22 protein-coding genes and 2 tRNA genes are annotated in these 20,306 nt (G+C 67.9%); 19 read left to right on the forward strand and 5 right to left on the reverse strand.

The features are described 5' to 3' along the window. The first annotated feature begins 32 nt into the window (after window positions 1-32). The 3 genes from LK533_RS06225 to LK533_RS06235 all read left to right on the forward strand — a co-directional run bounded on the left by LK533_RS06225 (window position 33) and on the right by LK533_RS06235 (window position 3,307). Window positions 33-2,717: a TonB-dependent receptor domain-containing protein gene (locus LK533_RS06225; RefSeq protein ID WP_229361918.1), complete on the forward strand. Its 2,685-nt coding sequence runs from the start codon at window positions 33-35 to the stop codon at window positions 2,715-2,717. 262 nt (window positions 2,718-2,979) lie between these two features. Next, window positions 2,980-3,147 (forward strand): hypothetical protein, encoded by a 168-nt coding sequence (locus tag LK533_RS06230; RefSeq protein WP_229361919.1) that lies wholly within the window; start codon window positions 2,980-2,982, stop codon window positions 3,145-3,147. Continuing rightward, window positions 3,137-3,307, forward strand: coding sequence for a hypothetical protein (locus tag LK533_RS06235; protein WP_229361920.1), 171 nt, complete (start codon window positions 3,137-3,139; stop codon window positions 3,305-3,307). The genes LK533_RS06230 and LK533_RS06235 overlap by 11 nt, the downstream gene beginning before the upstream one ends. Window positions 3,308-3,329: 22 nt before the next feature. Here LK533_RS06235 and LK533_RS06240 read toward each other — a convergent pair whose 3' ends face one another. Further along, window positions 3,330-3,995, reverse strand: coding sequence for a prolyl hydroxylase family protein (locus LK533_RS06240; protein ID WP_229361921.1), 666 nt, complete (start codon window positions 3,993-3,995; stop codon window positions 3,330-3,332). A 142-nt stretch (window positions 3,996-4,137) separates the two neighbouring features. Between LK533_RS06240 and LK533_RS06245 the strand changes: the two genes are divergently transcribed. The 9 genes from LK533_RS06245 (at window position 4,138) to LK533_RS06280 (ending at window position 10,429) form a co-directional block, all read left to right on the forward strand. Beyond that, window positions 4,138-4,214: transfer RNA gene (locus LK533_RS06245), tRNA-His, on the forward strand. Window positions 4,215-4,245: 31 nt separating this feature from the next. After that, window positions 4,246-5,292 carry a Glu/Leu/Phe/Val family dehydrogenase gene (locus LK533_RS06250; protein ID WP_229361922.1) on the forward strand — a complete coding sequence of 349 codons (1,047 nt, stop codon included), beginning with the start codon at window positions 4,246-4,248 and terminating at the stop codon, window positions 5,290-5,292. 328 nt (window positions 5,293-5,620) lie between these two features. Further along, the gene (gene ccmC / locus LK533_RS06255; protein ID WP_229362165.1) at window positions 5,621-6,346 is read left to right on the forward strand and encodes a heme ABC transporter permease CcmC; all 726 of its coding nucleotides are present in this window, start codon (window positions 5,621-5,623) and stop codon (window positions 6,344-6,346) included. Further along, window positions 6,343-6,471 (forward strand): hypothetical protein, encoded by a 129-nt coding sequence (locus tag LK533_RS17790; RefSeq protein ID WP_267495222.1) that lies wholly within the window; start codon window positions 6,343-6,345, stop codon window positions 6,469-6,471. Before ccmC ends, LK533_RS17790 begins: the two co-directional genes overlap by 4 nt. Further along, window positions 6,468-6,902, forward strand: coding sequence for a cytochrome c maturation protein CcmE (ccmE, locus tag LK533_RS06260; RefSeq protein ID WP_229361923.1), 435 nt, complete (start codon window positions 6,468-6,470; stop codon window positions 6,900-6,902). Before LK533_RS17790 ends, ccmE begins: the two co-directional genes overlap by 4 nt. Further along, entirely contained in the window at window positions 6,899-8,842 is a 1,944-nt protein-coding gene (locus LK533_RS06265) for a heme lyase CcmF/NrfE family subunit (RefSeq protein ID WP_229361924.1), read from the forward strand. Before ccmE ends, LK533_RS06265 begins: the two co-directional genes overlap by 4 nt. Beyond that, window positions 8,839-9,363: a DsbE family thiol:disulfide interchange protein gene (locus tag LK533_RS06270; RefSeq protein WP_229361925.1), complete on the forward strand. Its 525-nt coding sequence runs from the start codon at window positions 8,839-8,841 to the stop codon at window positions 9,361-9,363. Before LK533_RS06265 ends, LK533_RS06270 begins: the two co-directional genes overlap by 4 nt. Further along, entirely contained in the window at window positions 9,360-9,773 is a 414-nt protein-coding gene (locus tag LK533_RS06275) for a cytochrome c-type biogenesis protein (protein WP_229361926.1), read from the forward strand. Before LK533_RS06270 ends, LK533_RS06275 begins: the two co-directional genes overlap by 4 nt. Next, a complete protein-coding gene (locus LK533_RS06280) occupies window positions 9,773-10,429 on the forward strand; it encodes a tetratricopeptide repeat protein (protein WP_229361927.1) in 657 nt (218 codons plus the stop codon). The genes LK533_RS06275 and LK533_RS06280 overlap by 1 nt, the downstream gene beginning before the upstream one ends. Window positions 10,430-10,432: 3 nt before the next feature. On the opposite strand, the gene LK533_RS06285 is transcribed toward LK533_RS06280, so the two are convergent. Further along, window positions 10,433-11,329: an AraC family transcriptional regulator gene (locus LK533_RS06285; protein ID WP_229361928.1), complete on the reverse strand. Its 897-nt coding sequence runs from the start codon at window positions 11,327-11,329 to the stop codon at window positions 10,433-10,435. Window positions 11,330-11,489: 160 nt separating this feature from the next. Between LK533_RS06285 and LK533_RS06290 the strand changes: the two genes are divergently transcribed. Continuing rightward, on the forward strand, window positions 11,490-12,227 hold the full coding sequence (locus LK533_RS06290; RefSeq protein ID WP_229361929.1) for an SDR family oxidoreductase: 738 nt from the start codon (window positions 11,490-11,492) through the stop codon (window positions 12,225-12,227). A gap of 86 nt (window positions 12,228-12,313) precedes the next feature. Beyond that, window positions 12,314-13,666 carry a glycoside hydrolase family 27 protein gene (locus LK533_RS06295; protein WP_324255266.1) on the forward strand — a complete coding sequence of 451 codons (1,353 nt, stop codon included), beginning with the start codon at window positions 12,314-12,316 and terminating at the stop codon, window positions 13,664-13,666. Here the strand turns inward: LK533_RS06295 and LK533_RS06300 are convergent. From LK533_RS06300 to ald, 3 genes are all read right to left on the reverse strand, one after another. Further along, window positions 13,651-14,541 (reverse strand): alpha/beta fold hydrolase, encoded by an 891-nt coding sequence (locus LK533_RS06300; RefSeq protein WP_229361930.1) that lies wholly within the window; start codon window positions 14,539-14,541, stop codon window positions 13,651-13,653. The two genes, LK533_RS06295 and LK533_RS06300, sit on opposite strands and share 16 nt — an antisense overlap. A 112-nt stretch (window positions 14,542-14,653) precedes the next feature. Then, on the reverse strand, window positions 14,654-14,875 hold the full coding sequence (locus LK533_RS06305; RefSeq protein ID WP_229361931.1) for a DUF3072 domain-containing protein: 222 nt from the start codon (window positions 14,873-14,875) through the stop codon (window positions 14,654-14,656). Between the two features lie 35 nt (window positions 14,876-14,910). Next, window positions 14,911-16,023 (reverse strand): alanine dehydrogenase, encoded by a 1,113-nt coding sequence (ald, locus tag LK533_RS06310; protein WP_229361932.1) that lies wholly within the window; start codon window positions 16,021-16,023, stop codon window positions 14,911-14,913. A 202-nt stretch (window positions 16,024-16,225) separates the two neighbouring features. Here ald and LK533_RS06315 point away from each other — a divergent pair, with 202 nt between their 5' ends. The 5 genes from LK533_RS06315 to queC all read left to right on the forward strand — a co-directional run bounded on the left by LK533_RS06315 (window position 16,226) and on the right by queC (window position 20,306). Next, on the forward strand, window positions 16,226-18,124 hold the full coding sequence (locus tag LK533_RS06315) for a potassium transporter Kup (protein ID WP_229362167.1): 1,899 nt from the start codon (window positions 16,226-16,228) through the stop codon (window positions 18,122-18,124). Next, on the forward strand, window positions 18,121-18,654 hold the full coding sequence (locus LK533_RS06320) for a 2'-5' RNA ligase family protein (protein WP_229361933.1): 534 nt from the start codon (window positions 18,121-18,123) through the stop codon (window positions 18,652-18,654). The genes LK533_RS06315 and LK533_RS06320 overlap by 4 nt, the downstream gene beginning before the upstream one ends. Window positions 18,655-18,708: 54 nt before the next feature. Beyond that, window positions 18,709-18,785: transfer RNA gene (locus LK533_RS06325), tRNA-Met, on the forward strand. Between the two features lie 116 nt (window positions 18,786-18,901). Continuing rightward, window positions 18,902-19,453 carry a DUF4142 domain-containing protein gene (locus tag LK533_RS06330; RefSeq protein WP_229361934.1) on the forward strand — a complete coding sequence of 184 codons (552 nt, stop codon included), beginning with the start codon at window positions 18,902-18,904 and terminating at the stop codon, window positions 19,451-19,453. A gap of 166 nt (window positions 19,454-19,619) precedes the next feature. Then, window positions 19,620-20,306 (forward strand): 7-cyano-7-deazaguanine synthase QueC, encoded by a 687-nt coding sequence (gene queC / locus LK533_RS06335; protein WP_229361935.1) that lies wholly within the window; start codon window positions 19,620-19,622, stop codon window positions 20,304-20,306.

Genomic DNA, 20,306 nt, shown 5'->3' on the forward strand with positions numbered 1-20,306 from the left:
CGCATCCTTCCGACCAGATCGCCGGGGCAGCCATGAAGAACACCGTTTTCCTGACCACTCTGCTCGCCTCGACAGCCTGGGCGCTGCCGGGACTTGCGCAGACCACCACCACCGCCCCGGCGACCCCGCCGGCCGGCACCACCGTGGCGCCCGACGCCGCGGGCGCGGCCGAAGAGGGGGATGTCGAGCTTTCGACGCCGGGCGCGGATGCGGGCAGCGACATCGTCGTCGTCGGCCGCAACATCCCCGATGCGGTGCGCGCGACGCCCCAGGTGGTGAACGTGCTTTCGACCGCCGACATCGCCCGCACGGGCGAAGGCGACATCGCCGGCGCGCTGCAACGCGTGACTGGCCTCTCGGTGGTCGGCAACGGCTTTGTCTATGTTCGCGGCCTCGGCGACCGCTATTCCTCCTCGCTGCTCAACGGCTCGCCCTTGCCCAGCCCCGAGCCGCTGCGCCGCGTGGTGCCGCTCGACATCTTTCCGACCAACGTCATCGCCTCTGCGCTGGTGCAGAAGAGCTATTCGGCGAACTATCCCGGCGAGTTCGGCGGCGGCGTCATCAACCTGACGACCCGTGCGGTCCCCAAGGAAACGTTCCTCCAGATCGGCGCATCCGTCAGCGCCGACACGGTCACCAGCAGCGAACTCGGCTATGTCTATGATGGCGGCCGCTACGACTGGACCGGTTTCGACAGCGGCGAGCGCAAGACCCCCGGCTTCATCCGCACCGCGGGTGCGCAGGGCAGCTCCGTCACCTCCGAGCAGCTGGCCGAGATGTCCAACGCGCCGACGACGCTGTTGCAGGAAAACGCGCATCTTCCGGCCAACTACTCCGGCGAGCTGAGCTTCGGCACCTCCACCGACCTGGGTGGCACCCAGCTCGGTGTGATCGCCGCGGCAGGGTTCAGCAACACCTGGCGGACCCGCGACACCATCCAGCAGGTGACCGACAGCCCCGACGCGATCCTGCTTCGCGACTTCCACACCGTGCTGACCGACAATCGCGCGATCGCCAACGGCTTGCTCGGCTTCGGTGCCGAGTTCGGGGAGAACCGCATCCGCTTCACCAACCTTTATGTGCACGACACGTTGAAGCAGGCGCGGCTGTCGCGCGGTTCGACCGCGAACATCGGCACGCTGGAAGGCGGCATCGACCCCTTCATCACCCAGAACACGAGCTGGTTCGAGCGCCAGCTGATCGACAGCCAGCTGGTCGGCGAGTTCAAGCTGGGCGACCTCTCGCTGGACCTGCGCGGCGCCTATGCCAACACCCAGCGCAACGCCCCCTATGAGCGCGCCTTCACCTACCAATATAACGAGGGGCTGGAGCGCTACACCAACGCGCTGTCGGGCCTGCAGTCGGCAAGCGTGGCGTTCAGCGAGCTCGACGAGGACCTGTGGTCTGGTCAGGCGAACCTGAGCTGGCACGTGCCGGGCGCGCGCGAGATCGTGCTGTCGGCAGGCTATGCCTATAACGACACCGACCGCGACTCGACGCGCTACACCTTCCAATATTCCGCCGCCAACAACGCGGCGCTGGATTCGGTGCTGTCGCAGCTGCGCCCGGACTATCTGCTGTCCGACTACACGGTGCTGACCAACGGCATCTATCTGCGCAACACCTCGACCGGCCAGGGTGCGGCCGCGTACAGCGCCAGCCTTCGCGTCCACGCGGGCTATGCGCAGGCGGAAGCGGAACTCGCCGACGGGCTGCGCGCGACCCTGGGCGTGCGCTATGAGGACGCGGTCGAAGAGGTGCTGCCGTCCGGCGGCGCCGCGGGCACGCGTCTTGGCAATGATTACTGGCTGCCGGCCGCTACCATCACCTGGAACTTCGCCGAGGACATGCAGCTGCGCCTGCACGGCTCCAAGACGCTGGCACGGCCGCAGTTCCGCGAGCTGGCGCCGCAGCTGTACCAGGACTTCGAGAGCGACCGCCTGTTCTTCGGCAACGTATTCCTGAAGGACTCGCAACTCTACAACGCCGAAGCGCGCTACGAATGGTATTTCGCGCGCGACCAGCGCCTGTCGTTCGCCGGGTTCTTCAAGAAGATCGAGGACCCGATCGAGGCGGTGGCCTTCTTCCCGGCCGGTACCGACACGCTCCAGACGGGCTTTGCCAACGCGCCGTCGGCACGGCTGTTCGGTGGCGAAGTCGAGTTCCAGAAATATGTGCCGCTTGCCGGGCTGGGCGGCGACTTCTTCTCGACGCGCCGTCTCGTGCTCATCGCGAACTACACCTACACGGACTCCGAGATCAAAGCGGACGACTCGCTGATCGCCAGCCCGCTCCAGACCGGCACCGAAGCGACGCTGCGGGCTGCCAATGTGCTGTTCCAGGACGGCGCGTCGCTGACCGGCCAGTCGGACCATCTGGTGAACCTGCAGTTCGGCATCGAGGATACCGAGCGGCTGTCGCAGCTGACGGTGCTCTTCAACTATGCGAGCGATCGCGTGACCAACCGCGGGCCGGTGAGCGGCGGCGGCGGTGTGCGGCTGCCCGACCTGATCGAGCGGCCCGGCATCCGCCTGGATGTGGTCGCGCGCCAGGGCATCGATGTGCTGGGCAAGACCATCGAGCTGAAGGCGGAAGCGCGCAACCTGACCGGCACGCGCTATCGCGAGTTCCAGACGTTCGAGAATGGCGAGCGCGTCTATTTCAACAACTACAAGCTCGGCCGCATCTTCTCGCTGGGAGCCAGCATCACCTTCTGATGCCAGAGCGACGTGCGGAGCGGCAGGGGACCGGTGCGGTTCCCTGCCGCTTGATCGTTGTCGAAGGCTTCGAGACGGACGGAATTGGCGGATCGACTTATTTCCGCGACCAATCTGTCATCTAATCTCCATGTAACCGCCCCAAGCTGGCGGAACTCCACGCGACAGGTCGGTAGAACAACCTAGAGTAAAGCAGCCGTTGCGTCCGAGTGTCATGCTGCCAAGGTAGGGGTTTAGGCCCATGCCGCGGACGGAGAGAGCGATGCAGAGGGACGACGACCTTCGATATTTCTACGGGCGCGCGCAGCTGGAGCTCAACCGCGCCCAGCGCGCGACCGATCCTGCTGCCTCGAAGGCACATTACCGGCTTGCCGATTGTTACCTGGCACAGGGCTCCGATCGGTGCCTGACGGACCATCATGGCCGCTAAGCCGGGACCCACTCCGGAAGAGCTGGAGCGTCGCGCCCTGGCTGCAGGCTCGCTGGCCGAGGCTCAGGCGATCGCGCAGCAGGCGGATCAGTTGCGGCGCCGCACGGGCTCCGGCGGAGAGCGCCTGCGCGGCATGTTGTCGCCGATCTTCCGCAACTGACCGGCGCCGCCGGTCGATCGGCTCACCAGCCCCAGGGCCGCTCGCGAAACCATTTGGTGAGCACATATTTGGTGCCCGCCCGCACCTTCATCCCATGGTGGATGGTGGACGGATTGCAGCTCCCGTCCGGCCGCTTGTTGTTCCACGCGAGCAGCTTGCCGGTCTCCGGCTGCACGATCTTGTCGATCGCCTTGAACCGGGTGGCCCCGCCTGCCTCCGGCTCGTTGAGGTAGAGCATCAGCGTCCAGGTGCGATTGCCAGCCACCGAGCAGAACTTCTGGAAATCGACGCCGCTCGGTTCGAAATAGTCGGTGTGCGCCTTGAACTCCTGGCCCACGGCATAGCGCTGGCCCTGTAGCGGTTCGCCATGCGCCGGGTCGATCCCGCAAAAGGCGTGGAGGCGCGCCTCCACTTCGGCGACCTGCGCGTCGGCGCTGTCGAGATCGCAGGTCTCGCTGGTCCGGAAGGCGGCGTCGCCGTTCGAATCGGAAATGGTCGACGGCCGCCGGTTGGTGTCGATCCGCGCGATCATTGCCGCACAAAGCTCCGGCGGCAGGAAATCGCGCACCATGAACAGCGTGAGCTTGGGGCTGGGCACCCGTTGCACGCCCGGCTGCGAAAGGATGCGGTCGATGACTGGTTCGGCCGGAAAGCCGGAGCCTAGCGAGGAAGTTGCCAGCGTCTGCATGGCGCGTCCCCTGCCAGAATCGGAGGTCTGGCGCCAGACGCGCACGCGCGCGAGGAGCGGGGGGGCGGGCAGAATCTGCGTCCGATGTGCGACACCAGCTTGACGAAACTCGCCTGCCGCGTCTAAGCGGCCGGTCTTCGCGGCGACCGTAGTTCAATTGGTCAGAGCGCCGGCTTGTGATGCCGGAAGTTGCGGGTTCAAGTCCCGTCGGTCGCCCCACTCCCTTCCCTGACCCGCGGATATTCAGCCAGTGCAGACCGACTGGGGCTTCCCCGATTTCGACGATCACGAAGGCGTGCATCTCTTCTCGGATCGGGAAACCGGGCTTCAGGCCGTGGTTGCTGTCCACTCGACGAAGCTGGGACCGGCCGCCGGCGGGGTGCGCTTCTGGCATTACGCCGACAGCGCCGCGGCAGTGACGGATGCGCTGCGCCTGTCGCGCGGCATGAGCTACAAGAACGCGATGGCAGGCCTGCCGCTGGGCGGGGGCAAGGGCGTGGTGCTGGCCGATGCGGCGCGCACCAAGACGCCGGAGATGCTCCAGGCATTCGGCCGCGCGGTCGAGTCGCTGGGCGGCCGCTACATCACCGCCGAGGACGTCGGCATCTCCGAAGCGGACATGACCGCGATCGCCAAGGCGACTCGCTACGTCTCGGGCCTGCCGGCCAAGGGCGAGAATGTCGGCGGCGATCCGGGTCCGTACACGGCAAAGGGTATCTACCTCGGCGTTCGCGCCGCGGCCGAGCGAGCGCTGGGCGCCAGCGACATGCAGGGCGTTCGCGTCGCCATCCAGGGCCTGGGCAGCGTCGGCGGTCGTCTGGCGCAGATGCTGGCAGCCGATGGCGCGGTGCTGACCGTCGCCGACGTCGATGCCGCCCGCGCACAGCGCTTCGCCGACCAGCATGGCGCGACGGTTGTGGCGCCCGACGTGGTCCTCACCAGCGAGGTCGACATCGTCAGCCCGAACGCGCTGGGCGCAATCCTGGATGCGGCGACGATCGACGCGCTCCGCTGCAAGGCGGTTGCCGGCGGCGCCAACAACCAGCTTGCGGCACATGCCGACGGTACGCGCCTGCACGAGCGCGGCATCCTCTATGCGCCCGACTATGTCATCAACGCCGGCGGCATCATCAACGTGGCGCTGGAGTATCTGGGGCAGGGCGACCGCGCCGAAGTCGACGCGCGCATCGGTCAGATCCCGGAGCGGCTGGTCGAAGTGTGGGACGAGGCGGACCGCACCGGCGCGTCGCATGCAGAAGTCGCAGACCGAATCGCGCAGCGCCGCATCGGCCGCTGAGCGCCGCTGGAGCTTCAACGCCAAGTGCATCGAGGTGGAACCGTTTGTGCTGAGTAGGGGCTGAGCTTGTCGAAGCCCCCGTATCAAAGCACGGTTGGCGGTCCTTCGATACGCCGTTTCGACTTCGCTCAACGGCTACTCAGGACAAACCGGGACACGCAACGGCATCGCGCCTACCGCCATCCTGGCGAGCGGTGTGGGATAGGGCGATCACTGTGACACCCCCTCCAATTTGACCGCGCGCAATGTTGCAGGGCGGCTTCTCGCCGAATAAGCGCCGCATCGGGGTGACGCCCCGGGCAATTTCGCTTAACCCTTGTGGCTGATCGTGCCGACCCTTCACGCCTTTGCCAATCCGACGCGCTTCCTGTCGATCGCCCGTCCGCTGACGCCGGTGCTGCTGGCGCTGGGCGTGGCGTTGCTGCTGTTCGGCAGCTGGGCGGGGCTGACGCAGACGCCGCCCGACTATCTGCAGGGCGAAACGGTTCGCATCCTCTACATCCATGTCCCCACCGCCTGGCTTGGCATGGGCGGATGGACCGGCATCGCGATCTCCAGCATCACCTATCTGGTGTGGCGGCATCCGCTGGCGGCGATCGCCGCGCGCGCGGTGGCGCTGCCGGGCGCCGTGTTCGCGGGGCTGTGCCTTGCCACCGGCTCGATCTGGGGGCGGCCGACCTGGGGCACCTGGTGGCAGTGGGACGGGCGGCTGACGTCGATGCTGCTGCTGTTCTTCGTCTACCTCGCCTATCTGGCGCTTTCGCGCGCCGATGCGGAGCGCGACGGCGACGGGCGCATTCCCGCGCTGTTCGGCATCGCCGGCACTGCGCTGCTGCCGATCATCCGCTATTCCGTCATCTGGTGGCGTACGCTGCACCAGGGGCCGAGCATCACGTTGACCAAGTCGAGCGTCGACAATGCGATCCTGTGGCCGCTGGGCTTCACGCTTGCCGGCTTTTCGCTGCTGTTCGTCGCCATCGTGCTGATGCGGATGCGGGCCGATCTGGCGCGCATCAAGGTCGAGGCGCGGTTGCGCCGGATGGCCGCCGCATGAACCCCTGGCCCTTCGTCATCGGCGCCTATGCGCTGACGCTTGGCGGGACTGCGGCGATGGCTGCGGCCGCCTGGATCGCGATGCGACGCGCCGAAGCCCAGGCCGAGCGCCAGAGGAAGAAGTGAAGCCCAAGCATCAACGCCTGACTCTGGTGGGACTCGCCGTCGCCGCCGTCCTTGGCGCAAGCGCCCTCGCGCTGTCGGCGCTGCAGGGGGAGGCGGCGTTCTTCTACGCGCCCTCCGACGTGGCCAAGGCGGCACCGCCGGTCGACCGCGCCGTTCGCCTGGGCGGAATGGTCGAGGCCGGTTCGATCAAGCGGCAGCCGGACGGCGTCACCATCGCCTTCACCGTCACCGATGGCGCCGCGCAGGTGCCGGTGCGGTTCAGCGGGATCGCGCCCGATCTGTTCAAGGAGAATTCGGGCGTGGTCGCCGAAGGCCGCTTCCGGCCCGACGGCAGCTTTGTGGCGGACAATCTGCTGGCCAAGCACGACGAGCGCTACATGCCGCCCGAAGTCGCGGGCAAGATGCACAAGAGCGAGACACTGGAGCAATGATCGCCGAAGCCGGGCTTGCCGCGCTGTGGCTCGCCGCCGCGTTGGCGCTGCTGCAGCTGGTGGCGGCGACGCTGGGCCTGCGCATGACGCGCACCGCCACGCCGGAGCCGGGCGGCGTCCAGCTGGTCCAGGCGGTGCGGCCGGTCGCGGTGGTGCAGGGGCTGCTCACCGCGTTCGCCTTCGGCGCGCTGGTGCTGGTCTTTGTCCGCACCGACCTGTCGGTTCAGCTGGTCGCGCAGAACAGCCACTCGGCCAAGCCGATGCTCTACAAGGTGTCGGCGGCGTGGGGCAATCACGAGGGCTCGATGCTCTTGTGGGTCACGGTGCTCGGCCTTGCCGGGGCGGCGATCGCGCTGCTCGAGAAACGGCTCGACTCGCGCACGCTGGTGGCGACGCTGGGCGGGCAGGCGGCGATCGCACTCGGCTTCTTCGCCTTTCTCCTGATCGCGTCCAATCCGTTCGCGCGCCTCGACCCGGCACCGGTGGAGGGGCTGGGGCTCAACCCGCTGCTTCAGGACCCCGGCTTGGCGTTCCACCCGCCGACCCTCTACTTCGGCTATGTCGGCCTGTCGGTCGCCTTCTCCTTTGCAATCGGCGCGCTGGTGACCCGTGACGTCGGGCCGCAGTTCGCCCGCGCGATGCGGCCCTGGGTGCTCGGCGCATGGGTGTTCCTGACGCTGGGCATCACTGCGGGCAGCTACTGGGCCTATTATGAGCTCGGCTGGGGCGGCTGGTGGTTCTGGGACCCGGTCGAGAATGCCTCGCTGATGCCGTGGCTGGCCGCGACCGCGCTGCTCCATTCGGTGACGGTGCTTGCCACCCGCGACGGCCTGCGCGCCTGGACGGTGATGCTGGCGGTGGTGGCCTTTTCCATGTCGATGGTTGGCACCTTCCTGGTCCGCTCCGGCATCCTCACCAGCGTCCATGCCTTTGCAGTCGACCCCACCCGCGGCAGCCTCATCCTGGCGCTGCTGGTGCTCTACATCGGCGGCGCGCTGACGCTGTTCGGCCTGCGCATCGGCACCGTCCGCCAGGGTTCCACCTTCGAGCCGGTCAGCCGTGAGGCTGGGCTGGTCCTCAACAACCTGCTGCTGTCGGTGATCCTGGGCATCGTGCTGATCGGCACGCTCTATCCGCTCGTCGCGCAGGCGATGGATGTGCAGCTTTCCGTCGGGCCGCCCTTCTTCAACAAGACCGCCGGCCCGATCGCGCTGCTGCTGGTCGTGGCGCTTGCCGCCGGGCCGCTGTTGCGCTGGCGGCGGGACGAAGCGCGCGCCCTGGGCAGGCGGATGCTGGTGCCGGCGATCGTCACAGGCGCTGCCCTTGCCGCGGTGCTGATGTTCGCGCCCGGCACCAGCCTGCTATCACTGCTCGGGCTCGCGCTGTCGGCCGGGCTGGCGGTCGCGAGCGTCGCGCCGTTGTGGGGTCGCAAGCTGCGCCGCACGCCGCTGTTCACCTGGGGCATGGTGATCTCCCACCTGGGCGTCGCCGTCAGCCTCGCCGGCATGGCGAGCGAGAGCGCCTTTACCCGCGAAGTGCTCGTCGCAGCCGGCGTCGGTGAGACCCAGCAGGTCGGGCCGTATCGCGTCACGCTGGAAGGCGTGCGCCCGGTGATCGGACCCAACTGGACCGCGATCGAGGGGCGGATGCGCGTCGAGCGCGGCAGCCAGCGCTTCTGGATCGCGCCCCAGCAGCGCTATTTCTCGGCACCGCCGACCGAGACGAGCGAGGCGGCGATCACCAGCGCACTCGATGGTCAGCTTTATGTCGTGCTGGGGCAGGCGAGTGAGGGCGGCCGCCGCCAGTTGCGCCTGTGGTGGAAGCCGTTCGTGACGCTGATCTGGGCGGGCGGCGCGCTGATCGCGATCGGCGGCCTGCTGTCGCTGGTCGGACGGCTGTGGCGCGAGCGCCGTCCGATCCGCCAGGAGGCGCTGGCATGAAGCGCTGGCTGCTTTGGGTGCCGCTCGCGGCCTTTGTCGCGGTCGCGCTGCTGATTGCGCTCAACCTGCGCCCGACCGACACGGCCGTGCGCTCGCGGCTGGTCGGCAAGCCCTTGCCGGCGTTCAGCCTGCCGGCGTCGGTTCCCGGCAAGCCCGGCCTGTCCGACGCGGCGTTCCGCGACGGCAAGCCAAAGCTGCTCAACGTCTTCGCCAGCTGGTGCGTGCCCTGCCTGGCCGAGGCGCCCAAGCTGCTTCAGCTCCAAAAGGCGGGTGCCGACATCCGCGCGATCGCGATCCGCGACCGGTCGGCGGACGTGCAGCGCTTCCTGGCCGACAACGGCGATCCCTATGCCGCGATCGGCGACGATCCTGCCAGCCAGGTGCAGCTTGCGCTCGGCTCGTCCGGCGTGCCCGAGACGTTCGTGATCGATGGCAAGGGGATCATTCGCGCGCAGCATATTGGCGACATCCGCGACAGCGACGTGCCCGAACTGCTTGCCGCGCTGGAGGCTGCACGATGAGCCGCGCCGCCGCCGCCGCCCTGGCACTGCTGCTCGCCGCACCCGCGCTGGCGCAGTCCGACTTGCCGCCGGCGCCGCTCGCCTATGCCCAGCTGCCCGATCCGGCCCAGGAGGCGCAGGCCAAAGCGCTGATGAGCACGCTGCGTTGCCTGGTGTGCCAGGGCCAGTCGATCGCCGACAGCGATGCCGAGATGGCGGGCGACATGCGCGCGCTGGTGCGCCAGCGTATCCAGCAGGGCGAAAAGCCGGAGGCGGTGCGCGACTGGCTGATCGAACGCTATGGCAGCTATGTCAGCTATGACCCGCCGCTCGATGCGGCGACGCTGCCGCTGTGGATCGCGCCGCTGGTGTTGCTTGCCGCCGGCATCCTGATTGCACGCCGCAGCTTTCGCCGGCGGGGGAAGAACTGATGGGCTGGGTGGTGTTGGGCCTGCTGGCGCTCGCTTCCGGACTGGTCTTGTGGCGCATGCGCGTGGCGCCCGCGCTGTGGTCGCTGGTCGGCGCGGCGATGATGCTGGGCGCAATCGGCTATTCGATCCAGGGCCGCCCCGGGCTCGCCGGCGTGTCGGCACAGGAGCAGCGCGAACGCCGCACCATCGACCCAAGCCTGAAGGAGCTGCGCCAGGCGATGTTCGGCCGCTTCAACTTCGAGGAAAGCTATTTCGTCGCTGCCGATGCGCTTCTGTCCTCCGGCGCAGTTGCCCCTGCCGCGCAGGTGATGCTGGGCGGCGTCTACAAGGCGCCAAAGAGCGCGGCGCTGTGGACCTGGCTGGGCATGATGCTGGTGGAGAAGGACGGCGGGACCCTGTCTCCGGCCGCCAAGCTTGCGTTCGAACAGGGCATGCGGCTGGCGCCAAAGCACCCGGGGCCTGTCTTTTTCTATGGTCTGGCGCTTGCGCGTACCAACGACTTCGCCCGTACTCGCGAACTGTGGCTGCGCGCCCTGACGCTGACCCCCAGGGACGCGTCCTTCCGACAGGACATCGCCGTGCGGCTGGTGCTGGTCGACCGGCTGCTCGAAATGCAGGCGCAGGAGCGTCGCGCGGGCGCAGGCGAGCCGCAGTAGAAGTCAGGCAAGCAGATAGTCGGGCGATGCCCGCAGCCGCTCGACATCGCGGCTGGGGGGCAGGCCCATGGTGCGGGCATATTCGCGACTGAACTGCGACGGGCTGCCATAGCCGACCTGAAATCCGGCGCTCGCAGCGTCGAGCCCCTGTGCGATCATCAGCCGGCGTGCCTCGTGGATGCGAAGCTGGGCACGGTAGCGCAGCGGGCTGAGCCCGGTCACGGTCCGGAAATGCTGGTGGAGGGCAGAGGGGCTCATGCCCGCCACGTCCGCCAGCGCGTCGATCGACACGGGTTCGGCATAATGGTTGCGCAGCCACTGCAGCACGCGGTGAAGCCGGTCGCTTTGCGGCCCCCCGGCCATCTGCCGCAGCAACGGCCCGGCCGGGCTGCGCAAGAGCCGCCAGAGCAACTCGCGCTCGAGCAGGGGGGCGAGGGCATCGCGGTCTTCGGAGGCATCGAGCAAGGCCAGCAGCCGGCAGGCCGCATCCACCATCTCGGCCGTGGTTTCGCCCAGGATGAGGCCCCGGATCGGCCGGTCCGCCGGCTCGCCCGCCGCCGGGTGCTCGGCCACCATCTCGGCGACACGCGCGCCATCCAGGTGCAGGACGAGGCACAGGTACGGCGCGTCGGCGCTCGCGTGCGTGACGGCACCCACCACTGGCAGGTCGACCCCGGCGAGCAGGTAGGTGCCGGGATCATAGGTGAACCGGCTCTCGCCCAGCTGCGCTTCCTTGGCACCTTGCGCGACCATGCACAGCGAAGGCGCATAGACGGTCGGTGTCGGCGTCGTCACGGCGGCGGATCGTACAAGCGTGACCGACGGAAGCGCGGTGGCATGGATGCCGTCCGTCGCAGCGTGGCAGGCGATCCGCCCGGCGAGATCGGTGATGCGGTTCATGTCCGCCTTGCTTCCATGCGGCACGCGCGTGCGCAAGCCGCACGATGTCCCGATGGAGGATCGTGCAAGCATCGAGGACTCGACGCCTACCGCCTGCTGCCCCGAGCGGCGCAAAAGGTTCCGGGGCCAGCGGTGGTCGCTGGCGCACGGAGAAAGCACGATGTCCGATACCAACGAGAAGATCATCCTGATCACCGGCGCCAGCAGCGGCATCGGGGAGGCGACCGCGCGGCTGCTCGCGGGGGCCGGCGCCCGCCTGATGTTGGGCGCCCGCCGCACCGATCGCCTGGAGCGGCTCGCCGCCGAGATCGAAGCGGCTGGCGGCACGGTCGCGTGGCAGCGGCTCGACGTTACCGATGCGGCCAGCGTCGCCAGCTTCGTGGAGGCCGCGGCCGATCGCTACGGCCGGGTCGACGTGCTGGTGAACAACGCCGGCATCATGCCGCTGTCCCCGCTGGCCGCGCTCAAGACCGACGAGTGGGAGCGGATGATCGACGTCAACATTCGCGGGGTCCTGAACGGCGTCGCCGCCGCGCTGCCGGGCTTCGTCCGCCAGGGTTCGGGCCAGTTCGTCAACGTGGCGTCGCTGGGCGCGCACTATGTGGTGCCGACCGGTGCGGTCTATTGCGCGACCAAGTTCGCGGTCTGGGCGATCACCGACGGCATCCGGCGCGAGCACGACAACATCCGTGCCACGATCATCTCGCCGGGCGTCGTCGAATCCGAGCTGGCCGACACCATCAGCCATGCGGAGACCGCCCAGGCCATGGAGGCGTTCCGCGCGTCCATGCTGAAGGCCGAGGCTATCGCGCGTGCGATCCTGTTCGCGGTGAGCCAGCCGGCCGACGTCGACGTCAGCGAGATCATTGTGCGACCGACGGCGAGTGATGTGATCTGACGGGCGGGTCTCCCCTGGCGGGCGTAGCTCTGGCACTCCATCGCTGGTAGCGGTGGAGCGCCAGAAACAATCAAAAGGGGAGAGCGATGCTGATCGGCCGCAGGGACGTATTGACTGCAAGCGCGGCAGGTGCGGCGGTCGCGGCATTGCCGGGCACCGTTCGCGCCGGTACGTCCGCGCCCGGTTCGGTGCCGATGCTCGCGCCGACGCCGCCGATGGGCTGGAACAGTTGGAACAGCTTTGCCACCACGATCACGGAAGCGCAGGCGCGGGAAACCGCGCGCATCATGGCCGACAAGCTGCTGCCCTTCGGCTACGACGTCTTCACGGTCGACATCCAGTGGTATGAACCGAACGCGTCGAGCTACACCTATAATGCCAAGCCCGTGCCGGCGATGGACGGCAACGGCCGGTTGCTGCCGGCGCCCAATCGCTTCCCTTCCAGCGCCGACGGGCGCGGCTTTGCGCCGCTCGCCGCCGAGGTGCACAAGCTGGGGCTCAAGTTCGGCGTCCACCTGATGCGCGGAATCCCGCGGCTGGCTGTCGAGCGGAACCTGCCGGTGCTGGGGACCAGGGTGCGTGCGGCGGACATTGCCGATACCGGCAGCATCTGCCCGTGGAACCCGGACATGTACGGCGTCGACATGGGGAAGCCGGGTGCCCAGGCGTACTACGACAGCGTCTTCCGCCTGCTCGCCTCCTGGGGCGTCGACTTCGTGAAGATGGACGACATGAGCCGGCCCTATGACGCCCACGCGCCGGAGATCGAGGCTGCGCACAAGGCGATTGCCGCGAGCGGGCGGCCGATGATCCTGAGCCTGTCGCCGGGAGAGACGCCTGTGACCCGCGGCGAGCATGTCCGCCGCTTTGCGCAGATGTGGCGGATCAGCGACGATTTTTGGGACGAGTGGCCGCTGCTGGAGGCGCAGTTCACGCGGCTGGAGAATTGGAACCCGTGGCGGCAACCCGGCGGCTGGCCGGATGCGGACATGCTGCCGCTTGGCCGGCTGGCGCTCGGCGAGCGCGACACCAAGTTCACGCCCGACGAGCAGCGCACCTTGATGACGCTGTGGTCGATCGCCCGCTCGCCCCTGATCATGGGCGGCGACCTCCGCCACCTCGACGATGCGACGCTGGCGCTGCTCACCAATCGCGAGGTGCTGGCGGTCAACCAGGCGAGCAGCGACAATCGGCCGCATTTCCTCGCCGACGACGTGCGCATCTGGTCCGCGCGTCCGGCGGACGGGCGCGGCCGCTATGTGGCGCTGTTCAACACGGGCAAGGAGGCGCGGGACATTGCGCTGCCGCTTCGCGAGCTCGGGCTGAACGGCAGCCAGCCGGTGCGCGACCTGTGGGAGGGGACGGCGCTGCCGCCGGTCACGGACCGGCTCACCCGCCGCATCCCGTCACATGGCGCGGGGCTCTACCGGGTCGGCTGAGCAGCGCGGACGGCGGCCACGCCCTGCAGGATGTTCGCGACGACGAACTCGGGCGCCTCATGGGGAAGCCCGTGGCCGGCCGTAGCGGCGATATTCTGCCGCGCGTTGGAAGAGAGCGAGAGGAACTGCTTCTGCATGCGCTGGGTCGCGTCTTCCAGCCGATCGGCGAGCGGCTGGGAAAGGCCGGGCACCATCCGGAAGCGCGGGCTGTGAGTCGCCACGATCACCGGCTTGCTGCCGAGCGATGTCAGCTGGCGCGCCTGGGCCGCGCTGACGCGCCAGTCGAGGCGTTCCTCGTTGCCGCTCGGATCCTCGATCATCCTGGTAAGAAAGGCGCGCGCCTCGGTCAGCGGCTTCTCCTCGCCCGCTGAGGCCGGCGGCAGCAGCGAGCGCCAGGTCGTCATCTGGTCCGGGTGGCTCGAGGAGACGAGCACCAGCCCTGCGACGTCGTGCGGGTACCGGTTGGCGAACACCTGCGCGTGCAGGCCGCCGATCGAGTGGGCGACGAGCAGATAAGGCCCTGTTAGCTTCGCTTGTTGCAGGGCGGCGTGCAGGTCATTCGCGGCGTCGAGACTGGTCCGCACCGCCTGTGGCGCCGGGTCGCTGCTGCCCAACCCGGCTCGATCGTACAGGCAGATGCGGGTGGTGGGGGCGATCCGGGCCGCGATACGCTGCCAGCCGGCATCCTCCACCGGACCGGTGCCCATGCCCGCGTCCACCACCACGGTCGGCGTACCGGCTCCCGAACAGGCGAGTCGGATCGAACGGCCGCCGATGTCGAAGCGCCCGTCGACCTCCGGCGACTTCTTCGGCGCATCCGCGGCGGCGGCTGTCAGCGAAAACGCGGCAAGCACCGAAACAATCAGGCTGGGCATCGCAGGCCTCCCGTTGAGGAGGCCTCAGTCTAATTTACTCGCCGGGATGCACGCAACGCGCGGGTGCTGCCGGAAAAAGGCGCCGCCGCCCTGAAGGGCAGCGGCGTTCCTGTCAGTGCGCGCCCCGGCCGGTCTTTTCCTGCAGCGCGTCGATGCGCTTGGAGGCGTCGGCCTTGGACAGGTTTTCGTCGAACCCTTCGCCAGCCTCTTCGCTCAGCGTCTTGAGATAGGATGCCTGGGCGCCGGTCATCGGCTCGTCGCCGGTGGTCCAGTCGTCCGGGTCCTTCTCGGCATTGGAGAAGGGTTCGGTCTTGGGGTTGTGCTCGGTCGTCATCGGGTTTCTCCTTCCCCGCGACAACGTGCGTGTTCTCATTCCGTTCCGGGCCACGCCTCCAACGGCAGCGACAGTGCCTCGGCTACGGCCGCGTGCCGAATCTTGCCGCCCGACACGTTCAGGCCCGCCGCCAGATGCCGGTCGGCACGCATCGCCGCCTCTGCGCCCAGGTTCGCGATCCGCATCGCGAACGGCAGCGTCGCGTTGTTGAGGGCAAAGGCAGAGGTGCGGGCAACCGCGCCCGGCATGTTGGCGACGCAGTAATGGATCACGTCCTCCTCGACGAACACGGGATCGTCGTGGGTCGTCGCGCGCGAGGTTTCGAAGCAGCCGCCCTGGTCGATCGCGATGTCGACCAGCACGCTGCCGCGCTTCATGGTCCGCAGCATCTCGCGCGTCACCAGCTTCGGGGCGGCAGCGCCCGGTACCAGCACCGCGCCGATCACCAGATGCGCGCGCGCCACCGCCGCCGCGATGGCGGAACGCGACGCATAGGCGGTCTTGATCTGGCTGCCGAAATGCAGGTCCAGTTCCGCCAGCCGCTCGTTGCTGATGTCGTAAATGGTCACGTCCGCGCGCAAGCCGACCGCCATCTGCGCGGCGTTGATGCCCGAGACGCCGCCGCCCAGGATCGCGACTCGTGCGGGCGCGACGCCGGGGACGCCGCCCAGCAGCACGCCGCGGCCGCCCTGTTCCTTCTCCAGATAATGGGCGCCGACCTGGATCGACATGCGCCCGGCGACTTCCGACATCGGCTTCAGCAGCGGCAGCGAGCCGCTGTTCGACGTCACCGTCTCATAGGCGATGCAGGTCGCCCCCGACTGCATCAGCCCTTCTGCCTGGGGCTTGTCTGCGGCGAGGTGGAGATAGGTGAACAGCGTGTGCCGCGGTTCCAGCAGCGCAATCTCCGACGGCTGCGGCTCCTTCACCTTCACGATCATATCGCTTTGCGCGAACACGGCCGCCGCGTCCGTGACGATGCGGGCCCCGGCCGAGACATAATCGGCATCGGTGAAGTCGATGCCGAGTCCGGCGCCGGTCTCGACGACGACTTCGTGGCCGGCCGCTGTCAATTCCGCCACTGAAGGGGGCGTCAGACCGACGCGATACTCATGGTTCTTGATTTCCTTGGGAACACCGACGCGCATAAACCTCTCCGAATGCGTGGATGCGGCTGCTATAGCCGGTGGGGCAGGGCGTGTCCCGTTGCGAGCGCATGTTGCGCATGCTAACTGCGCGCGCTTTCACGATGAAACGAGTAGCGGTTCAGGCAATGGTCATGATCTACCCGATCCAGCGATTGCCGCACCGGTGAGCCCCGCAGCCATTCCGTCGCCAGAGACGGCGCTCCTGCCGTCCGAGCGGCTCGAGGGCGGCCATGCCCATGCTCGCGAACAGGCGACCTGGAAGCTGATGCTGGGCGCGGTCGGCATCGTCTTCGGCGACATCGGTACCAGCCCGCTCTACGCCTTTCGTGAGACGTTCGACGGCCACCACAAGCTGGCGCTCGATTCGCTCCACATCATGGGCGTCGTCAGCCTGATGTTCTGGTCGATGATGATCGTGGTGACGTTGAAGTACGTCACGATCATCATGCGCGCCGACAACAAGGGGGAGGGCGGCAGCCTGGCCCTGCTCGCGCTCGTGTCCGGCCGAACCCAGGGCAAGCGCTGGACCAGCGGCATCGTGCTGCTGGGCGTGTTTGCGACTGCGCTTTTCTATGGCGACAGCATGATCACGCCGGCGGTTTCCGTGCTTTCGGCGGTGGAGGGCGTCGCCATCGCTGCGCCGGCCTTCGGTGGCTTGGTCCTGCCGATCGCGGTGCTGATCCTGGTCGGCCTCTTCTCGATCCAGCGGGGCGGCACGTCGCGCGTCGGCGCCTTTTTCGGCCCGATCATGGTCTGCTATTTCACGGTCATCGCAGGGCTGGGCATCGTCAGCATCGTCCAGACGCCGACCATCCTGCACGCGTTCCTACCGACCTATGCGATCGCCTTCTTTGTCCACGATCCGCTGGCGGCGTTCCTGGCGCTGGGCTCGGTGGTGCTGGCGGTGACCGGTGCCGAGGCGCTCTATGCCGACATGGGCCATTTCGGGCGAAAGCCGATCGCCTTTTCCTGGCTGTGGGTCGTGCTGCCGGCGCTGATGGCCAATTACATGGGGCAGGGCGCGCTGCTGATGCGCGAAGGCGCCGCAGCGCTGGAGAGCCCCTTCTACATGCTGGCGCCCGAGGGCTTCCAGCTGCCGATGGTGTTCCTGGCGACGGCCGCCGCGATCATCGCCAGCCAGGCGGTGATCTCGGGTGCGTTTTCGGTCACGCAGCAGGCGATCCAGTTGGGCTTCATTCCCCGCCTGCGCATCGACCACACCAGTGCCGCGACCGCGGGGCAGATCTACATCCCGCTCATCAACTGGGCGCTGATGGTGATGGTGATCCTGCTGGTGCTGACCTTCCGCACTTCGTCCAACCTGACTGCCGCCTACGGCATCGCGGTCACGGGCGCGATGCTGATCGACACCTGCCTGCTGGCGGTGCTGCTGTTCGCGCTGTGGCGCTGGCCGGTCTATTATGCGCTGCCGTTGCTGGCGGTCTTCTTCCTGGTCGACGGCGCCTATTTCGCGGCCAACCTGACCAAGGTGCCCGACGGCGGCTGGTTCCCGCTGATGATCGGCATCGTCATCTTCGTGCTGCTCACCACCTGGGCAAAGGGGCGCAAGCTGATGATCGACCGGCTGCGGGAGGCTGCGATGCCGATCAAGGTGTTCATCCACTCCGCCGCCAATTCGGCGAGCCGCGTGCCCGGCACTGCGGTGTTCATGACCTCTACGCCCGACGGCGTGCCGCACGCGCTGCTCCACAACCTCAAGCACAACAAGGTGCTGCACGAGCGCGTGGTCCTGCTGACGGTGAAGATCACCGACGAGCCCTTTGTGGCGGAGGAGAACCGGGTAAAGGCGGACGACCTGGGCCAGGGCTTTCACCGGCTGGTCCTGCGCTATGGCTTCATGCAGGACGCGGACGTCCCCGCCGCGCTGCGCCAGGTGCAGATCGCGGGCGGCGATTTCCGGATGATGGAGACGAGCTTCTTCCTGGCCCGCCAGACGCTGCTGCCGTCGGCCCGGCCGGGCATGATGATCTGGCGCGAAAAGCTCTTCGCCTGGATGCTGCGCAACGCCGAAAGCGCGATGGAGTTCTTCCGCCTGCCCACCAACCGGGTGGTGGAGCTCGGCAGCCAGGTCGAGATTTGACGGACCTCGGGGCCTCCGCATCGCCCGAGGCTGCGCCGATCATCGTATCGGCGCTGTTCGGGGCGGAGGACCATGCTTTGCTCGACGGCCTGCGGCGCCGCCATTTCCCGCCCGAGCGCAACCAGCTGGCCGCGCATCTGACGCTGTTCCACCATTTGCCGCCGCAGCTGGCAGCGGAGCTGCGCCAGCGGCTGGCTTCGACGACCCGCGGCGTGGCACCGCCCCGCGCGCGGATCGCTGGGCTGATGAACCTGGGACGCGGCGTGGCGCTGCGCATCGAATCGCCGGAACTGGAGGCGATCCGCGCCGAGCTTGCCGAAGCGTTCGCGACCATGCTCACGCCGCAGGATCGCGCCGGCTGGCGCCCGCATGTGACCATCCAGAACAAGGTCGAGCCGGCGCAAGCCCGCGCGCTGCTGGCCAGCCTGGAGGCCGATTTCCGCCCGCGGCCGCTCGCCATCGCCGGGCTGGCGAGCTGGTGGTACCGGGGCGGACCCTGGGAGCAACTTTCCCGTCACAAGTTCGCTTGACCGACGCCAAACGCCTTCGTATAGGCGCGCCCTCGCCACGGCGAGTGCCCATGGGGCGGAGTAGCTCAGTTGGTTAGAGCAGCGGAATCATAATCCGCGTGTCGGGGGTTCAAGTCCCTCCTCCGCTACCATCTTAATCACCCGTTTGGGGGTGATCTCTTCCGAACATTGGCGACTATTCAGTCGGCCTGCCGGGAACACGCCGCGACATCGTCCGTTTGGCCCTTCGCGAAACAGGGAGACTACCATGCGGAAGTTGCTGATCACGATGAGTGCGATTGCTCTGGGCGCCATGCCGGCGGCCGGCATCGCGCAGACGATGACCCCGGAACAGGTCGGCGCCGCGCCGATGACCGGTACGCCGTCCGAGAATTATGTGGCCTGGGCCGCCGACAGCGACAAGTATGAGATTCAGTCCAGCAAGATCGCGCTGTCGAAGTCCAAGAGCGACGCCACCAAGGCGTTCGCCCGTGAGATGATCGCGGATCACACGACCACCACCAAGACGCTGATGGCCGCCCTGCCGAAGACTGAGCCGAAGGTGAAGCGTCCGCCGAGCGCGCTGTCCGAGCCGAATGCGGCCAAGATCGCGGCGCTCAAGGAAGCGGATGCCGACAGCTTCGACGCGCTGTACATGCAGCAGCAGGCTGAGGCGCACAAAATGGCCTGGTCGCTGCACAAGGGCTACTCGACCGATGGCCAGGACCCGGCGCTGAAGGCGGTCGCGGACTCGGCCGTGCCGATCATCGAAAAGCACCTGGCGCACGTCCAGGCCGGTGGCGCTGCCGGCGGCATGTAAGCACCCGCACACGCGGTTGTGAGGAAAGGGGCTCGCCGGACCGGCGGGCCCTTTTTCATAACGGCGCTTGAACAGACGGCCGAGCGGTACTTTGCCCTCTGCAACAAAGCGTTGCTCGCCCAGGCGGTTGCGATGCGGCGCATCTGGGCCTAGCGGATTCGGCATCATGACCGATCAGCCTTTTGCCGTCGCCCTTCTTTCGGGCGGCCTCGACTCGATGGTTTCCGCTGCCATGGCGCGGGAGGCCGGATACCGCCTGCTCGCCCTGTCGGTGGACTATAACCAGCGCCACCAGATCGAGCTTGCCGCCGCCGCGCGGGTCGCACAGGCGCTGGGTGCCGAGCGTCACGTCACGCTGTCGCTGGACCTGTCGGCATTTGGCGGATCGGCGCTGACCGCGGACATCGCGGTGCCGAAGGACGGCGTCGCCCCCGGCATTCCCATCACCTATGTGCCGGCGCGCAACACCATCTTCCTGAGCCTGTCGCTCGGCTGGGCAGAGGCGGCCGGTGCACGCGACCTGTTCATCGGCGTCAACGCGCTGGACTATTCGGGCTACCCCGATTGCCGCCCGGAGTTCATTGCCGGGTTCGAGCATCTGGCGGCGCTTGCGACCAAGGCCGGGGTCGAGGGCGAGGGGTTCAAGATTCACGCCCCGCTCCAGCACATGACCAAGGCGGACATCGTGCGCGAAGGCACGCGGCTGGGGCTGGATCTGGGCATCAGCTGGTCCTGCTATGATCCGCAGGGCGACCTGCATTGCGGGCTGTGTGACAGCTGCCGGCTGCGGTCGAAGGGGTTCGAGGAAGCGGGCGTGCCCGATCCGACCCGCTACGCCACCACGGCGGCCTGA

Origin of the sequence: Sphingomonas sp. PL-96 (assembly GCF_020707215.1) — a bacterium.
In the GTDB taxonomy this organism is placed as follows: Bacteria; Pseudomonadota; Alphaproteobacteria; order Sphingomonadales; family Sphingomonadaceae; genus Sphingomonas.

Coding starts and splice junctions, on each gene's coding strand:
- LK533_RS06235 (WP_229361920.1), top strand. CDS start 3,137: ATGGCCGCTAAGCCGGGACCCACTCCGGAAGAGCTGGAGCGTCGCGCC.
- LK533_RS06285 (WP_229361928.1), bottom strand. CDS start 11,329: ATGAACCGCATCACCGATCTCGCCGGGCGGATCGCCTGCCACGCTGCG.
- LK533_RS06230 (WP_229361919.1), top strand. CDS start 2,980: ATGCAGAGGGACGACGACCTTCGATATTTCTACGGGCGCGCGCAGCTG.
- LK533_RS06240 (WP_229361921.1), bottom strand. CDS start 3,995: ATGCAGACGCTGGCAACTTCCTCGCTAGGCTCCGGCTTTCCGGCCGAA.
- LK533_RS06330 (WP_229361934.1), top strand. CDS start 18,902: ATGCGGAAGTTGCTGATCACGATGAGTGCGATTGCTCTGGGCGCCATG.
- LK533_RS06270 (WP_229361925.1), top strand. CDS start 8,839: ATGAAGCGCTGGCTGCTTTGGGTGCCGCTCGCGGCCTTTGTCGCGGTC.
- LK533_RS06300 (WP_229361930.1), bottom strand. CDS start 14,541: ATGCCCAGCCTGATTGTTTCGGTGCTTGCCGCGTTTTCGCTGACAGCC.
- ald (WP_229361932.1), bottom strand. CDS start 16,023: ATGCGCGTCGGTGTTCCCAAGGAAATCAAGAACCATGAGTATCGCGTC.
- queC (WP_229361935.1), top strand. CDS start 19,620: ATGACCGATCAGCCTTTTGCCGTCGCCCTTCTTTCGGGCGGCCTCGAC.
- LK533_RS06275 (WP_229361926.1), top strand. CDS start 9,360: ATGAGCCGCGCCGCCGCCGCCGCCCTGGCACTGCTGCTCGCCGCACCC.
- LK533_RS06280 (WP_229361927.1), top strand. CDS start 9,773: ATGGGCTGGGTGGTGTTGGGCCTGCTGGCGCTCGCTTCCGGACTGGTC.
- LK533_RS06265 (WP_229361924.1), top strand. CDS start 6,899: ATGATCGCCGAAGCCGGGCTTGCCGCGCTGTGGCTCGCCGCCGCGTTG.
- LK533_RS06225 (WP_229361918.1), top strand. CDS start 33: ATGAAGAACACCGTTTTCCTGACCACTCTGCTCGCCTCGACAGCCTGG.
- LK533_RS06290 (WP_229361929.1), top strand. CDS start 11,490: ATGTCCGATACCAACGAGAAGATCATCCTGATCACCGGCGCCAGCAGC.
- LK533_RS06305 (WP_229361931.1), bottom strand. CDS start 14,875: ATGACGACCGAGCACAACCCCAAGACCGAACCCTTCTCCAATGCCGAG.
- LK533_RS17790 (WP_267495222.1), top strand. CDS start 6,343: ATGAACCCCTGGCCCTTCGTCATCGGCGCCTATGCGCTGACGCTTGGC.
- LK533_RS06295 (WP_324255266.1), top strand. CDS start 12,314: ATGCTGATCGGCCGCAGGGACGTATTGACTGCAAGCGCGGCAGGTGCG.